The sequence below is a fragment of the Streptomyces sp. NPDC090741 genome, assembly GCF_044769045.1.
Classification (GTDB): Bacteria; Actinomycetota; Actinomycetes; order Streptomycetales; family Streptomycetaceae; genus Streptomyces.
Window position 1 is genome coordinate 373,226 of the sequence record NZ_JBIVXF010000007.1, and the last position, 15,695, is coordinate 388,920.

At 74.6% G+C, this 15,695-nt stretch carries 11 protein-coding genes; 8 read left to right on the top strand and 3 right to left on the bottom strand.

Features of this window, described 5'->3' with window-relative positions; translation table 11 throughout:
- Nucleotides 1-137: 137 nt before the first annotated feature.
- Together ACIQU4_RS21565 and ACIQU4_RS21570 are read right to left on the bottom strand one after the other, a co-directional pair.
- Nucleotides 138-632 (bottom strand): hypothetical protein, encoded by a 495-nt coding sequence (locus tag ACIQU4_RS21565; RefSeq protein ID WP_403732971.1) that lies wholly within the window; start codon nt 630-632, stop codon nt 138-140.
- Between the two features lie 257 nt (nt 633-889).
- Nucleotides 890-1,903, bottom strand: coding sequence for an NUDIX domain-containing protein (locus ACIQU4_RS21570; protein WP_403732974.1), 1,014 nt, complete (start codon nt 1,901-1,903; stop codon nt 890-892).
- A gap of 219 nt (nt 1,904-2,122) precedes the next feature.
- On the opposite strand from ACIQU4_RS21570, the gene ACIQU4_RS21575 reads away from it, so the two are divergent.
- The 4 genes from ACIQU4_RS21575 (at nt 2,123) to ACIQU4_RS21590 (ending at nt 6,466) form a co-directional block, all read left to right on the top strand.
- Nucleotides 2,123-3,889, top strand: coding sequence for a VanW family protein (locus ACIQU4_RS21575; protein ID WP_403732978.1), 1,767 nt, complete (start codon nt 2,123-2,125; stop codon nt 3,887-3,889).
- On the top strand, nt 3,886-5,094 hold the full coding sequence (locus ACIQU4_RS21580; protein ID WP_403732981.1) for a DUF418 domain-containing protein: 1,209 nt from the start codon (nt 3,886-3,888) through the stop codon (nt 5,092-5,094). Before ACIQU4_RS21575 ends, ACIQU4_RS21580 begins: the two co-directional genes overlap by 4 nt.
- Nucleotides 5,095-5,171: 77 nt before the next feature.
- Complete coding sequence (locus ACIQU4_RS21585; protein ID WP_403732984.1) at nt 5,172-5,636, top strand: hypothetical protein; 465 nt, start codon at nt 5,172-5,174, stop codon at nt 5,634-5,636.
- A 176-nt stretch (nt 5,637-5,812) separates the two neighbouring features.
- The gene (locus tag ACIQU4_RS21590; protein ID WP_403732987.1) at nt 5,813-6,466 is read left to right on the top strand and encodes an NAD(P)-dependent oxidoreductase; all 654 of its coding nucleotides are present in this window, start codon (nt 5,813-5,815) and stop codon (nt 6,464-6,466) included.
- On the opposite strand, the gene ACIQU4_RS21595 is transcribed toward ACIQU4_RS21590, so the two are convergent.
- The gene (locus ACIQU4_RS21595; RefSeq protein ID WP_403732990.1) at nt 6,460-7,458 is read right to left on the bottom strand and encodes a helix-turn-helix transcriptional regulator; all 999 of its coding nucleotides are present in this window, start codon (nt 7,456-7,458) and stop codon (nt 6,460-6,462) included. The two genes, ACIQU4_RS21590 and ACIQU4_RS21595, sit on opposite strands and share 7 nt — an antisense overlap.
- A gap of 111 nt (nt 7,459-7,569) precedes the next feature.
- Between ACIQU4_RS21595 and ACIQU4_RS21600 the strand changes: the two genes are divergently transcribed.
- The 4 genes from ACIQU4_RS21600 to ACIQU4_RS21615 all read left to right on the top strand — a co-directional run bounded on the left by ACIQU4_RS21600 (nt 7,570) and on the right by ACIQU4_RS21615 (nt 15,550).
- Nucleotides 7,570-8,220, top strand: a complete 651-nt coding sequence (locus ACIQU4_RS21600; protein ID WP_403732993.1) for a TIGR03086 family metal-binding protein — start codon at nt 7,570-7,572, stop codon at nt 8,218-8,220.
- Between the two features lie 87 nt (nt 8,221-8,307).
- A complete protein-coding gene (locus ACIQU4_RS21605) occupies nt 8,308-10,143 on the top strand; it encodes an RNA ligase family protein (RefSeq protein ID WP_403732996.1) in 1,836 nt (611 codons plus the stop codon).
- Complete coding sequence (locus ACIQU4_RS21610; protein ID WP_403732999.1) at nt 10,143-13,058, top strand: poly(A) polymerase; 2,916 nt, start codon at nt 10,143-10,145, stop codon at nt 13,056-13,058. Before ACIQU4_RS21605 ends, ACIQU4_RS21610 begins: the two co-directional genes overlap by 1 nt.
- Before the next feature lie 335 nt (nt 13,059-13,393).
- Nucleotides 13,394-15,550 (top strand): discoidin domain-containing protein, encoded by a 2,157-nt coding sequence (locus ACIQU4_RS21615; RefSeq protein ID WP_403733002.1) that lies wholly within the window; start codon nt 13,394-13,396, stop codon nt 15,548-15,550.
- Nucleotides 15,551-15,695 lie beyond the last annotated feature (145 nt).

Sequence of the window (15,695 nt, forward strand, 5' to 3'; positions counted from 1 at the left end):
AACCCCCGAACGGCTGTGTGACGAGACTCTTGTGCGGAGCGGATAGAACCGTTGCCGCCGTTTTCCCGTCTTGCTCCTTATTGGCCCTTTCTTCCCGTGGGGCTTCCGGCCGGGCTTCCCGCCGGCGTCCGCCGGGCTCAGCCCGTGACGTTCCGGCGGCGCAGGCGCGCGGCGGCGGCGCTGCGCACGCGGTGGGAGCGGGCCGTGGCGGCGAGCAGGTCGAGGGCCTCGTACGAGCTCAGCGACTGGGCGGCGGTGCGCTGGCACCAGTCGGAGGCCGCGGTGAGCTCGGCCGCGGACCACGGGGCGCCGTCGGTGATCGCCTTGAGCAGGGTCCACTCGCGGAGCCGGCGGGCCGGGAAGGCGCGGGCGCCGATCGCCGTGCCCATGGCGCGGGCCCAGCCGGGGAACCGCGGGTCGGTCATCAGCTGGGCGGCGCGGCGGTCGAGGTGGGTGACCACCGCGCTCTCGGCCATCACCGGGTCGCGATCGCGCAGCACGGCGGCCACGGCGCCGGCCTCGCCCACTCCGGCGGCCGCGGCGGCCAGGGCCTCGAGGTGGCGCCCGTAACGCCAGTGCTCGGGCGCGGTGACCGTGACCTCGGCCCGTATGTGGTTCTCACTTCTCCCCATACACACATTCCACACGACCCCGCTGAACACCCGATGCCCAGGGGTACCCCAACCCGCCCCCGGCAACCGGCCTGCGGCAGCCCGGTCAGCAGACGTGCAGCGCGACCGCGCAGAGCCCCGCTCCACGCGCGGCAACGTCCGGCGGACCTCGGCCGCGCCGAGGAGCGCATTCCCGCACCAGCCGGGCAACTGGGCGGCCCGGTACGGGCCATGACCGTCACGCTACGAGGCGCCACTGACAGCGCCGCCCCGTGCGGTCATCCGTGGGTGGCCTCCGGGGGGAGTTCGGTGAGGGGGGTGCGGGGCGGGGGTGGGAGGGAGAGGCGGGTGCGGGCTTCGTGGACCGCGGCGAGTTCGGCGTGGCCGGCCGGGCCCCAGTCGGAGAGTTCGCGAACCTGTTCGGGGGTGGCCAGCAGGCGGGCGTACGCCGGGTCCTCGGCCGGGGGCGGGGAGGGAAGGCGGCCCACCGTCCGGGGATGGGCCGCCCCGTCGGCGTGGCGGTGGCCGAGCGGGGTGGAGTCCGCCGTCGGGGGCGGGAGGTGGGCGCCGCCGGTGGCGCGGGAGATCAGGAGCAGGACCCGCCCGTCGGGGGCGAACAGCCAGGCCGCGGGCTCCCGTACGGGCACCCCGGCCGGCACCGGGCCGGTGTGCCAGGTGCCGTGGAGCGGGGTGCGGCGGGTGCGCAGGACGCCGAGCCGGTCCAGGGCGGTCGGCAGGGTGGGGTGGCCGTCCTCCAGCAGGGCCGGGCCGCCGCCGTTGATGCGGGCGCGCAGCGCCGACAGGGCGCGGCGGGCGTCGCCCGGGTCCATCAGGGCGGGCAGGTCGGCCGGTTCGGCGAAGTGGATGCCGGTGATCTCCTGGGCCGGGAGTCGGATCCCCTCGATCCGGTCCGGCGTCCAGGTCCCGCCGTCGTACACGTGCAGGATCTCCCCCGGGAACCCCATCTCGGGCGGGATTCCGGGGGTGTCGGCCGGGATCCAGTCCACCGCGAGCCCGCGCGGGTAGCGGCCGTCGACGCCGAGTTCCTCCCGCACCTCCCGGGCCGCGGCGGCGGCCGGGGCCTCGCCCGCGTCCACTGCGCCGCCGGGCAGCAGCCGGTCGGGGCGGTAGTCGACACTCTGGACCAGGACCCGGCCGTCGGTGTCGGTGACCAGGACGACCGCGCCGGTCCAGAGCGCGGCCCGCGAAGCCCCGTACTCCTGCGGGGTCATCCACGTGCTGCGCCCGCCGCCCTCGTCTTCGGTCAAGGCCTCGTCGGTCAGCTGCGGCATCGGCACTCCGTTCACCGTGGATGGACCCTCGTCCTGTGCAACAGCCCGTACGGCCCGGGGGTTACGCCGGTTGCACCACCCCGGCCGCTGACCACACCTTTGCCGTCCCTATACCTCCTTATTACCTTGTTACGTCCTCGTTGGTACGTTCGTCTCGCGGACCGGCCGCATGAAAACCGCCGGTCCGACCACGTCACCGGACCGAGGAGAGACAGCGGTATGCGACGCGCTTCCCGTACGGACACGGGCGCGGATGCGGCCAACAGGGCCGCCCCCGCCCGGCGGCGGAGCGCGCCTGCCGTCGCGGGCGTGGCCGGCGGGGCCGCGGCCCTCGGCTTCGGCGGGCTGTACGCCGCCGGTCTGCTCCTGGCCGGCCAGGACATCGCGTCCGGTACCAAAGTCCGCGGAGTCGACATAGGCGGGCTCAGCCGGGCCGAGGCCGGCCGGCGCCTGGACCGGGAACTCGGCCCGGCCGCCGCGGCCCCGCTCGGGCTGCGCATCGGCGACCGCACCGAGCAGGCCGAACCGGCCGCGCTCGGACTGTCGTTGGACACCGCCGCCACCGTCGACCGGGCCGCCCGCTCCGGCTCCGACCCGGTCAGCGTGATCGGCCGGCTCTTCTCCTCCGGCGACCCCACTGTCCGCCCGGTGGTCCGCCTCGACGAGAAGACGGCCCGCGCCGCCCTCGACGGGATCGGCAGGAAGGCGGGGCAGGAGGTCCGCGAAGGCACCGTCACCTTCGAGAAGGGCAAGGCCAAGCCGGTGCCTCCGGTCACCGGCACGGCCCTCGACGTGGACCGTTCCCTGGGCGCCCTGCGCGAGGCCTACCCCCGTACCGGCGGCGGCGGCGACCCGCTGGAACTGCCGGTCCGCCGGACGGAACCCCGCATCGGACAGCAGGAGACCGACCGGGCCCTGAAGGAGCTCGCCGAGCCCGCGGTATCGGCCCCCGTCACGCTCACCGCCGACGGCAAGCGCATACCGATCAGCCCTGCCGTCCTCGCCCGCCACCTCTCCCTGAAGGACGACGGCAGCGGCCGCCTCGCCCCCGCCCTCGACGCCAAGGCCCTGCTGGCCGATCCGGCCTTCGCCGATCCGCTGCGCCAGGCCGTCCCCCGCCCGGCCGAGGCGAAGCTCCGGCTCGAAGGCTCGGGGCGGGTCGCCGTCGCCGCAGAGGGGCGTGCGGGCCGGCAGATCACCGAGCAGGCCCTGAGCGCGGCCGTGCCGCCGCTGCTGACCGGGAGCGGCGCGGCCGCCCGTACCGGCGAGGTCGCCACCGAGGCCGTCCAGCCCAAGCTCACCCCGGACACGGTCCAACAGCTCGGCGTCAAGGAGAAGGTGTCCTCCTTCACCGTCCGCTTCGAGCCCGCCGCGTACCGGACGACCAACATCGGGCGGGCGGCGGAGCTGATCGACGGATCGCTGGTGCTGCCGGACGAGACGTGGAGCTTCAACCGGACCGTCGGAGAACGCACGAAGGAGAACGGCTTCGTCGACGGCCTGATCATCAACAACGGCCAGTACGAGAAGGCCTCCGGAGGCGGGGTCTCGGCCGTCGCGACCACCGTCTTCAACGCGATGTTCTTCGCGGGCGTCAAGCCCGTCGAGTACGGGGCCCACTCCTTCTACATCGAGCGCTACCCCGAAGGCCGCGAGGCCACCGTCGCCTGGGGCAGCCTCGACCTGCGCTTCGCCAACGACTCGGGCAAGGCCCTCTACATCCAGGCGGAGGCGACCGACACGTCCATCACCATCACCTTCCTCGGCACGAAGAAGTACGAGGAGATACGCGCGACCCAGGGCCCCCGGACAAACGTCAAGCAGCCGGCGACCCGCACCGACAGCGGACCCAAGTGCGAACCGCAGTCCCCGCTGGAGGGCTTCGACGTCGCCGTCGACCGCGTGTTCGTGCAGGGCGGCCAGGAGGTCGAGCGGGAGACGATGAGGACCCGCTACACACCGCGCGACAGCATCACGTGCGGGTGACGAGGACGAGCGGCAGCGGCAGCGGCAGCGGCAGCGGCAGGCTTGCCGTCGTCGACGCCGTCCGCGGTGTGGCCGTCCTCGGCATGTTCGCCGTGCATGTCGGCCCCGGCCCGCGGCCCGAGGGCGCCGGGTACCTGATCGTCGCGGCCGACGGGAGGGCGCCGGCGCTGTTCACCCTCCTCGCCGGGTTCTCGCTCGCCCTCGCCCAGCGCGGCCGCACCCCCGCGGAACAGCCGTCCGGCCGGGCGCGGCGCTACCGCCCGCTGCTGATCCGCTGCGCGGTCCTGGCCGGGCTGGGCCTGCTGCTGGCCTCGCTCCGGCCCGGGATCCTCGTCATCCTGGCCTTCTTCGCCGTCTACTTCCTCGCCGCCGAGCCCTTCACCCGGCTGACCACCCCGGTGCTCACCGCCGTGGCCGGGGTCTTCGTGGTGGCGGGTCCACTGCTCTCGTTCCTGCTCGGCCCGGTGTTCGGGTACGAGTCCTCCGGGCGCGGCGCGGTCCCCGAACTCACCGCCCTGACCGGCTGGGACGGGCTGGGCCGGACGCTGTGCGAGCTGCTGCTCACGGGCGCGTATCCACTGGCCACCTACTTCCCGTACGTCCTGGTCGGACTGGCCCTCGGCCGGCTGTGCGATCTGCGCGAGCGCCGGGCCGCCCGGCGGATGGCGGTGTGGGGCGCGGCCGCCGCGGCCGCGGGCTACGGCTCCGCCTGGGTGGCCACCCATGTCCTCGGCGGTCGGGAGCGGCTGCTCGACGTGATCGCGACCCGCCATCCGGAGGCCCTGGGTGCGGCCGATCCCGTACGGGAGGTGCTGCGGGGGCAGTTCGGCGCCGTGCCGAGCACCTCGTGGGACTGGCTGCTGATGGCGGACCCGTACAGCCAGACCCCCCTGGAGACGATCGGCAACGCGGGGGTGGGCTGCGCGCTCATCGGGCTCTTCGTACTCGCCGCGCGCGGCCGGGCCGGGGCGCGGCTGCTGCGGCCGCTGACCGCGCTCGGGACGATGGCGCTCAGCGCCTACGTCCTGCATGCGCTGGTGCTGGCCGGACCGGCCCACGGGGCCGCGTCCTGGGGCGCGCTGGCGGGTTTCGCGGGCGTGGCGCTGGCGGCGGCCTGGGCCTGGCAACGCCTCTGGGCGGACAGCCCGCTGCGCCGGGGACCACTGGAACAGCTGCTCCGCCTGGCCGCGCAGGGCCGCCCCTGATTCCCGCCCGGCGTGCCGTCACTCGTGTGTGTGACGGTGCGTAGGTTCCGGCGGCTGTCGTACGGCAGGGTGGGCGGATGCAGTTGCGCCGGGTGGCTCTGCCCCTGCCCCTGATCCTCGCCGCGGTGGCACTGACCGCCGGGTGTGTGACCGTACGGCCGGAGCGGCCCGCGGAGGCGGCCCGTACGACTCCGGCCTCCGACCGGACGGCGGGCAGAGGCCCGGCGGCGGCGGTCGAAGCCCTGCCGTTTGGGTGGCTGCCGGCCTCGGAAACCCCGTCGGTGCCTGCGCCGGAGCCTCCCGCGCCGGCCCCGGCCCCGGCGCAGGCCGAGGAGAGCCGGCCGGAGCGGCCCCGGACCCGCCGTCTCGCGCCGGTCCGGCCGGCGCGGCCCGTGCGCCCCGCCCCGGCGCCGGGGCCCCGCAAACGTCAGCCCGTACAGCCGAAACCCCGGCCCGCGCCGCCGCGCACGTACGACATGGCGCCCCTGTGCGAGGCGGCCAAGGGCACGGTCTCCCCGTCCATCGTCGCCCTGTGCCACTAGGCGGTGTCCGGCGGATGGGGCCGGACCAGATCGGATCAGGTCGGATCAGGCCGGATCAGGCCGGATCATCCGTGTGGACTCGGCCCGGCTGCCGGGTGGCGGGAGGCCGGTTCGCTTGGATGGGCGGCGCGGGTCCGACCTGAGGCCCGTACCGCCTCCACCCCCAGGGAGTCGCCATGGCGAAGATCGCCCTGTTCGGCGCGACCGGCACCATCGGAGCCCGCGTGCTGCGCGAAGCGCTCGACCGCGGCCACCAGGTCACCGCGGTCGTCCGCGATCCCGCGAAACTCGCGGATTCCGGAGCCGAGGTGGTGCCCGGCGACGTCCTCGACCCGCACTCGGTCGCCGAGGCGGCCGCCGGCGCTGACGTGGTCGTCAGCGCCGTCGGCCCCGGCACCGGGGACCCGGGCATCCTCGTGACCGCCGCCAAGTCCCTGATCGGCGGCGTCTGCACGCTCGGCCCGGACACCCCCCGCCCCCGGGTGATCGTCGTGGGCGGGGCGGGCTCGCTGCGCACCCCCGACGGCCCGCTGGTCTGGGACGCGGCGGGCGTCCCGGAGCCGGTCCGCGCGCTCATGCACGCCCATGGGGAGGCCCTGGACTTCCTGCGCACCGTGCCCGTCGAGGAGGTGCGCTGGAGCTGTCTGAGCCCCGCCGCGCAGATCGCGCCGGGCACGCGGACGGGCACGTACCGGCTGGCCCTCGACGACCTGGTCGTGGACGAGGGCGGCGGCGGCAGCCACGTCTCGGTCGAGGACTACGCCGTGGCCCTGGTCGACGAGATCGAGCGCGACGCGCACACGGGCAAGCGGTTCACCATCGGCTACTGACCCGGCGGTGGGTCCGGCGCGTCCTCCCCCACGTCCTCCCCCACCTCCTCCCCCGCGTACATCGCCGTGAGTTCGGCGCCGAGCCGGGCCAGCCTCTGCCGCACCTCGGGCGGCTCAAGGACCTCTACCCCCGCCCCCAGCCCCGCCAGGTGGCCGGCCAGGGCCTTGGCGGCCGGGCCGTCCACCCACACCTCGGTCCAGCCGTCGGGCAGCGGGCCGCCGACGCGCACCCGGCCGCCGAGGAACCGTTGCAGCAGGGCCAGCGTGTCGGGGTGGACGCGGGCCCGCGCGGTCACCGCGTTCATGCCGTCCTGGAAGGCCCCGGACAGGGCACGCCAGGCCGTGGCGAGGTCGAAGTCGGGCGGCCGGACCACTGGTTCGCCGGTCGGCTCGACGGAGGTGACCCGGCTCAGCCGGAAGGTGCGCAGTCCCTTGTCCGTACCGGCGACCAGGTAGTCGAGCCCGGCCTTGGCGACGAGCCCGAGGGGGTCGACCGTACGCTCGCCGGCCGGTTTGCCCACGCCCGCGTACCCGAGGCGGACCCGGATCCCGTCGACCACGGCGCCTTGGAGCGCGGAGCGGTGGGCGGCATCGGCGGTGACGGCGTTGCGGGACCAGTCCGTGGCGTCGACGACTCCGGCGCGGGTGGCGGCCTCGGCCTCCGCGCGCAGGGTGGGCGGCAGGGCCCGGACCAGCTTGCGCAGGGTGGTGCGCAGTTCGGGGGTGGCCGTCAGGGGCCCGGTGACGAGGAAGAGCGCCCGGATCTCGTCGGCGGTCAGGCCGGTGAGGTTGGTACGGGCCCCGCCGACGAGGGACCAGCCGCCGCCGCGGCCGCGCTGCGAGTAGACGGGGATGCCGGACGCGGCCAGGGCCTCCAGATCGCGGCGCGCGGTGCGCTCGGAGATCTCCAGTTCGGCGGCCACTTCGGGGACGGTGACGCGGCCGCGCTCCTGGAGGAACAGCAGGGTCGCCACCAAGCGGTCGGCTCTCATGTGCCTCTTTCCTCGCGCGTCAGTGTCTTTACGCGTCTTTCGCGTCTTTCTGTTTCATTCTCTTCGGAAAACTGGCCAGAAGGTGGCCAGTTTGGCTTACAGGATGAACACATGAACGAGACCAAGCAGCTCATCGAGACCACCTCCACCAACTCCGGCGCCACCGACACCGACGCCGTCGTCGCCTCCTCCCCGTTCGATCCGCGGCTCGGCCTCGCCGCGGCCGTCGAGCTGGCGGGCCGTACCCTCGCCGCCGTCCGGCCCGAGCAGTACGACGCCGCGACCCCCTGCGACGAGTTCGACGTCCGGCGGCTGTCCAGCCACCTCGTCGCGGTGGTCCGCCGGATCTCGGTGATCGGGCGGGGCGAAGACCCGTTCAGCGTCCCCTCCTTCGCCGACGAGCTCGCCGACGGCGCATGGGCGGCGGCCTGGGAGCCGGGCGCCCGCGAGGTCGCGGAGGTGTGGGCGGACCCGGACATCCTCGGCCGGCAGCTGCGCCTTCCGATGGGTGTCCTGCCGGGCGCGGCCGCCGCGGCCGTATACACCCACGAACTCCTCGTGCACACCTGGGACCTGGCCAGGGCGACCGGCCAGCACCCGGACTGGGACCCGGCCCTGATCGAGCGGGTGATCGGCGTCGTACGTCGCGCGCTGCCGGCCGAAACCCGGGGCGGGCGGATCCCGTTCGCCGAGGTCGTGACCGTGGACCCCGAGGCCCCGGCCATCGACCGGCTGGTGGCCTGGGCCGGCCGCCGGCCCTGAGGCCCGAGGACCGCCTTATTGATTGGATACCCCGGCTCCGCATACCTAGAGTGACGACGAACCCCGTCGTCACTGCTGGAGCCCGCCATGCGCACGCACTACCCCCGCACCCCGCACCTGCCCTGGTCCCCCGGGGCGACGGCGGACGACGTGCGCGCCGGGGGGCTGGGGGGGCTGGCCGGGCGCGAGGTCGTGGTCACCGAGAAGCTCGACGGGGAGAACACCACCCTGTACGCGGACGGCCTCCACGCGCGCTCGCTGGACTCGGGCCACCACCCCTCGCGGGCCTGGGTCAAGGGCCTCCAGAGCCGGATCGGTGCCGGCATACCGGCGGGGTGGCGGGTGTGCGGGGAGAACCTGTACGCCCGCCACTCGCTGCCGTACGAGGACCTCGACAGCTGGTTCCACGGGTTCTCGGTGTGGGACGGCGAGCACTGCCTGGACTGGGACCGGACCGTGAGCTTCCTGCACGGCCTCGGGGTGCCCACCCCGCGCGTGCTCTGGCGGGGCGTCTTCGACGAACGCGCGCTGCGCAAGCTGCGGCTCGACACCACGCGGCAGGAGGGGTACGTCGTACGGACGGTGGCCGGGTTCACGCGGGCGGACTTCGGGCGGTACGTCGCCAAGTGGGTGCGGGGCGGCCACGTGCAGACGGACACGCACTGGATGTACGCGCAGGTGGTGCCGAACGGACTCGGTCCGCAGGCCCCGCTGTGGGCGGTGCGCTCGGGCTCCGAGCCCGATGCGGCGCAGCTGGCGGCCGCCCTCGGCCCGGAGTCCGGGCCCGCCGGCGGAGTCGAGCCGGTCGTCGCCGAAGTCGGGCCGGTCGTCGCCGAGGTGGCGGACCGGCTCGACGCGTCGGGCCGTACCGGCGAGGCCCGGTTGGCCGGGGTGCTGGCCGCCGTACTGCACCGCGCGCCGCGGGCCCGGATCGGCGCGCGGCTGGCTGCGGGGCCGCTCGGGATGCCGCTCGCCCGGCGGGTCGCCGACCTGGTCGGGCTCTACCCGTACCTGCAGCGGCCGTTCCCGGACGAGGGGCGGCGGGCCGGGCTGGTCCGGATGGCCGTCGCCGCCGATCTCGGGGTGCTGCACGCGCTCGCGGGGGCGGTCGCGGGGGATGCGGCGGATGCCGGGGCGCGGGAGTGCGTCGAGTGGTCCGCGCTGTGCGCCGAGGAGGCGGGGCTGCTCGGCCCCGATCCGCTGGGCCCGCTGCGCGCGGGGCTGCGGGAGGCCCTCGGGGGGCTCGGCGCGGACGCGGCGGACCGCTGCTGGGCGGAGGCCCGGGAGGCGTTCGGGCGGAGCGGGATCTCCAGCGCCGAGGAGGCGGTGGCCGCGACCTGGCGGTGGCGGGACGGCGGCTTCCCGCGGCTGGTGCAGCTGTGCGGGCCCTCGGGCAGCGGGAAGAGCACGTACGCCCGGAGCCTGCCGGGCGTGGCCGCGTACATCGGTCTGGACGATCTGCGCGCCGCCCGGGGTTCCCGGGCGGACCAGCGGGCCAATGCGGACGTGCTGCGCGAGGGCCTGGACCGGCTGGACGCCGCGCTGGCCGCGGCGGCGGGAGCCGGGTCCACGGTGGTGTGGGACGCCACCTCCCTCACCGAACAGCAGCGGGGCCTGGCCGGTGCGGTCGCGCGGCGCCGCGACGCGCTGGTCACCCAGGCCGTGGTGCTGGTCGAGGAGGCGGAGCTGGTCCGGCGCAATGCCGTCCGGCCCCATCCCGTGCCGGCGGAGGTACTGAGCACCCAGCTGCACCGGTTCAGCCCGCCGTATCCGGGTCACGGGACCGCGCACCGCATCCGGTACATCGGGGCGGGCGGGACGGTGGAGGACACGGCGGGGAGCATCGGGACCGGGAACGTGGCCGGGACGGGGTCGGCGTCGGCGTCGGCGTCGGCGGCCGCGGCAGTGGGCGAGGACGGCTGATGCGTACCAGTGAGGAGCTCTACCACCAGGTCCGCTGGGACCCGCGGTTCGATCCCGCGCGCTTCGTGTTCGGGCTGCACCAGCGCGGGGCGCCGCCGAAGCGGGTCCCACTGCCGTCCTTCGTGCCGGGCGGCGACATCCCCTGGCACCGGGTGCTGTTCGTGGAGGCGGACGGCGAGCTCGTATGGGACCGGGCGAGCGGTGTGGACCGGATCGACTCCACCGAGGCCGGCCGGAGCCGCGAACCGCGGCTGCTGCGGGCCCCGTTCTTCACCGCCCGGACCCCGTACGCATGGGATCCGGCGGGCGGCGGTGCCTGGCGGCCGGCCGAGGCGCCGGCCGGGTCCGGGCCCGGGTCCGGGCCCGGGCCCGTGGCACCGGACCCGGGGCCGGGGCCGCAGCGCGTACGGCTGCTGACGTGGAACACCCTGTGGGACCGGTACGACGCCCCGCGCATCGACACCGCCCTGCGCAGGCCGATGCTGCTGGCCGACCTGGCGGCCGCCGATGCCGATGTGATCGCCCTCCAGGAAGTCGAACCGGCCCTGCTCGACATGTTGTTGGCGCAGCCGTGGGTGCGCGCCGCGTACACGGTGGGCACCGCTCCGCGCGGCAAGGACGTCGCCGCGAGCGGGCTGCTGGTGCTGAGCCGGCTGCCCGTACGGGAGGCGGGGCTGCACCTGCTGGGGCCGCACAAGGCGGTCGCGGCGGTGACGGTGGACACCGCGGGCGGCCCCCTCGTGGTGGCCTCCGTCCATCTGACGAGCGATCACACGGAGAACGGCGCCGGGCGACGCAGCACCGAACTGACGCGGATCGCCGAGGGGTTGGGCGGCATCGAGGCGGACGTGGCGCTGCTCGGCGATTTCAACGACGGACGCTCCGGACCGGAGGGGCCGGCGGCGGCACTGGGCATGCGGGACGCCTGGACCGAGGTGTACGGGGCGCAGGACACCACGCCGACCTTCGATCCCGTGGCCAATCCGCTCGCCGCGGTGGGCTCGCTGTCGGGGCGGCCCGGCCGGCTGGACCGGGTGCTGCTGCGTTCGGCGGGGGCACGGGTGGGGGAGGCCGTCTTGCGGGGCGACTCCCCCGGTCCGGAGGGGCTGTTCATCTCCGACCACTTCGGGGTGGAGGCGGTGGTGGACTTCGCAGAGCGGGGTCACGGGCGCGCGGTGCTCGACGTACGGGCGACCGCGCGGACGGCGGTGGCCTGGTTGCCGCCGCACGATCCGGCGGTCGAGGAGCTGCGCCGCGCGCACGACCCGGCGGCCCGCCGCTGGCCCGCGCACGTGAACCTGCTGTTCGGCTTCGTACCGGAGTCCTCGTTCGAGGCGGCCCTGCCGCTGCTGGCCGAAGTGGCCGCGCAGGCGGCGCCGTTCACGGCGCGGCTGGCCGGGGTGCACAGCTTCGGGCACCGGGAGGACGCCACGCTGTGGCTGGACCCGGCGGCGGCCGGCGACCAGCCGTGGCAGCAGCTGCGGCGGGGGCTCGCCGAGAGGTTCCCGGGCTGCCGGGGGCGCGACGGCTTCACCCCGCACCTGACGCTGGGGCGCAGCCGGGATCCGCAGCGGGCACTGGCGGAGTTCGCCGCGCGACTCGGCGGATCCGGGAGCGGGACCGGGACCGGGACCGGGACTTCGGTCCGGGTCGGGGAGCTCGCCGTGCTGTCCCGGCGCGGGGACGGGCCGATGCGGGTACGGGCGACGGTGGAACTCGGCACGGGTACGTGGCGCTGGGTTCCGGAACCGGAAGCCGAACCGGAAACCGAACCGGAAGCACCATCGCCCCATGAGGCCGAGGCCGAGGCCCTCACCGCCCGGATCTCGGAGGCGCTTGCCGACGGCGCGGTGCACCTCGCCGGATCCCGCCGCATGGGCTGCGCCCTGCCCGGGGCGGACCTCGACCTGGTCCTGGCCCTGCCGGGCACGGCCGGGATCGCGGGGGTCCGGGGGCGGGTCGCGGCAGCGCTTCCCGAGGCCGGGCGGCTGCGGGAGGTCGTCGGGGCGCGGGTCCCGGGGCTGCGACTGCACGCGGCCGGACGGGATGTGGACCTGGTGGTCGTCACCACGGGCGCGGTGCACCCGGCGCAGGCGGTGGAGTTGCGGGCGGATCTCGGCGAGGCGGCCGCGATCGCGCTCAGCGCCGTCAGCGACGCCGATGCGGTACGGGACTTCGTGGGCGCCGAACGGCATGGGGAGTTCGTCCGGCTGGCCCGGGAGGTCAAGGCGTGGGCCCGCGTCCGAGGGCTGGACTCGGCGCCGTTCGGCGGGCTGCCGGGGCTGGCCTGGGCGGTGCTGGCGGCTCGTACGGTACGGGAGGCCGTCGACCTGTCCCCCGAGGCCCTGCTCCGGGAGTTCTTCGGGACCTGGGCCGCCTGGGACTGGCGCGACCCGATCGCCCTGACACCCCCGGCCACGGCCACCGACCCCGACCCCGTCACGGTCCTCACTCCCTCCGCGCCGGTCCGCAGCTGCACGGCCCAGGTCGGCCCGGACCTGCGCGATCTGCTGGTTCGGGAGCTCTACCACACCTGGGAGCTCCTGGAGACGGAGAACGACACCGGGACTCCCGTCCCCGCCCCCTCCACCCCACCGATGCACCGCCGGCACGCGGCATGGGCGGTGGTGACCGTACGGGCCGACGAACCACGGGAGTTCGAGGAGCATCTGGGCCGGGCCCGGGGCCGGATGCGCGCCCTGCTCGGCGCCCTCGCGGAGGCCGGTGTCCGGGAAGCGCACGCCTGGCCGCGTCCCTTCGTGCTCTCCCCCGCCTCGGCCCGGTACGCGATCGGGCTCGGCGCGGCCCCGCCCGACGCCGCCGGGCTCGCGGCGCTCGCGGACCGCTGGTCCGCCGGCCTCCCCGGCGTCGAAGTCACCTGGGCGGAATGCGGAGCGGTCCCCTCGCTCGGGTGAACCACCCCTTCCATGGCGCCAAGTAACGAACGCACGCCGACCCTCGCCCTCCACCCAAGGCCACTCCCCGAAGACAGCAAAGCCCTGTCCCGCCGAGCGGGTCTCAGCGGGCTTGGCGGGACAGAGCGGTCAGGAGTCTCAGTAGAGTCTTGGCATCTTTTTTCGTCAACACTTTTCACAAGGATTGAAGAAACTCCGAGTTCACAGGCCTCACGGGCAATTGACACCCTCTCACACGTTCACTTCATGAACGCTGAAACCCTTGACGGCCCTCATGGCGGGCAGTTCACTCACGCTTCGATCCCCCCGGATCCACGACGTCAGGAGAGCCCCCCATGCCCCGCCTCTCGGACCATCCGCCGCGACTGACGGCCGCGGCCCTCGTCACCGCGCTCATAGCGGCCCTCCTCGTGCTCCTCCCGGGAGCCGCCGCCCAGGCCGCACCCGTCCTCCTGTCCCAAGGCAGGCCCGCCACCGCCTCCGGCGAGGAGAACGCCGGCACGCCCGCCTCCGCCGCCGTCGACGGCGACAACGCCACCCGCTGGTCGAGCCAGTTCGCCGACCCGCAGTGGATCCAGGTCGACCTCGGCGCCCCCGCCCAGCTCAGCCAGGTCGTACTGCGCTGGGAGACCGCGTACGCGAAGGCGTACCGCATCGAGCTGTCCGACGACGGCGCCCACTGGAGCACCACCTACTCCACGACCGCCGCCACCGGCGGGGTCGCCGCCCACGACATCACCGGCACCGCCCGCTACGTCCGCGTGTACGGCACCCAGCGCGCCACCCAGTGGGGCTATTCCCTCTACGAGTTCCAGGTCTTCGGCACCTCCGGCGGCGGCCCCACCCTCCCCGGCGGCGGCGACCTCGGCCCCAACGTGATCGTCTTCGACCCGTCGACCCCGAACATCCAGGCCAGGCTGGACGAGGTGTTCCGGCAGCAGGAGTCGGCCCAGTTCGGCGCCGGCCGCTACCAGTTCCTCTTCAAGCCGGGCACGTACAACGGCCTCAACGCCCAGATCGGCTTCTACACCTCCATCTCGGGTCTGGGCCTCAGCCCCGACGACACCACCATCAACGGGGACGTGACCGTCGACGCGGGCTGGTTCGGCGGCAACGCCACCCAGAACTTCTGGCGTTCGGCCGAGAACCTCGCGCTCAACCCCGTGAACGGCACCGACCGCTGGGCCGTGTCCCAGGCCGCGCCCTTCCGCCGCATGCACGTCAAGGGCGGGCTCAACCTCGCCCCCGACGGCTTCGGCTGGGCCTCCGGCGGATACATCGCCGACTCGAAGATCGACGGCCAGGTCGGCAACTACTCGCAGCAGCAGTGGTACACGCGCGACAGCGCGATCGGCGGCTGGGGCAACGGCGTCTGGAACCAGGTCTTCTCGGGGGTCCAGGGCGCGCCCGCCCAGTCCTTCCCGAACCCGCCGTACACCACGCTCGACACCACTCCCGTCTCCCGGGAGAAGCCCTTCCTCTACCTCGACGGGACCGAGTACAAGGTCTTCGTCCCGGCCAAGCGCGAGAACGCGCGCGGGACCTCCTGGGGCAACGGCGCGCCTCAGGGCACCTCTCTCCCGCTGAGCCGGTTCTACCTGGTCAAGCCGGGCACGACCGCCGCGACGATGAACCAGGCGCTGGCCCAGGGCCTGCACCTGCTCTTCACTCCCGGCGTCTACCACGTCGACCAGACCCTCCAGGTGACCCGCGCGGACACGGTCGTCCTGGGCCTCGGCCTGGCCACGATCGTTCCGGACAACGGGGTGACGGCGATGAAGGTCGCCGACGTGGACGGGGTGCGGCTCGCCGGCTTCCTGATCGACGCCGGGCCGGTCAACTCGCCGAGTCTGCTGGAGGTCGGCCCGGCCGGCACGGCCACGGACCACGGCGCCGACCCGACGACCGTGCAGGACGTGTTCATCCGGGTCGGCGGCGCCGGCCCCGGCAAGGCCACCGTCGGCATGGTGATCAACAACCACGACACGATCGTCGACCACACCTGGATCTGGCGGGCCGACCATGGCGACGGGGTGGGCTGGGAGACCAACCGCGCCGACTACGGGTTCCGTGTGAACGGTGACGACGTACTGGCCACCGGGCTGTTCGTCGAGCACTTCAACAAGTACGACGTGCAGTGGAACGGCGAGCGCGGCCGCACGGTCTTCTTCCAGAACGAGAAGGCGTACGACGCCCCGAACCAGGCGGCGATCCAGAACGGCACGACCAAGGGCTACGCCGCGTACAAGGTGGCCGACTCGGTGACCGTCCACGAGGGCTGGGGCCTGGGCAGCTACTGCTACTACAACGTGGACCCGACGATCCGTCAGGACCACGGCTTCCAGGCGCCCGTGAGGCCGGGTGTGAGGTTCCACGATCTGCTCGTCGTCTCGCTCGGCGGCAAGGGCCAGTACGAGCACGTCATCAACACCACGGGCGCACCCACCTCGGGAACGTCGACGACCCCGTCCACGGTCGTCTCCTTCCCCTGACCCGCGGAAGGCCGTGCAGGCGCGGGGCGGCTCTCCGGCCGCCCCGCGCCTGCCTGCTCGGCGGCAACCTCGCCCAATCGGTGTGCGCGGCCCCGGGGGTCTGCGAGACTCCGCTCAACGGGGCGGCACGGACAGCCGGAAGGGC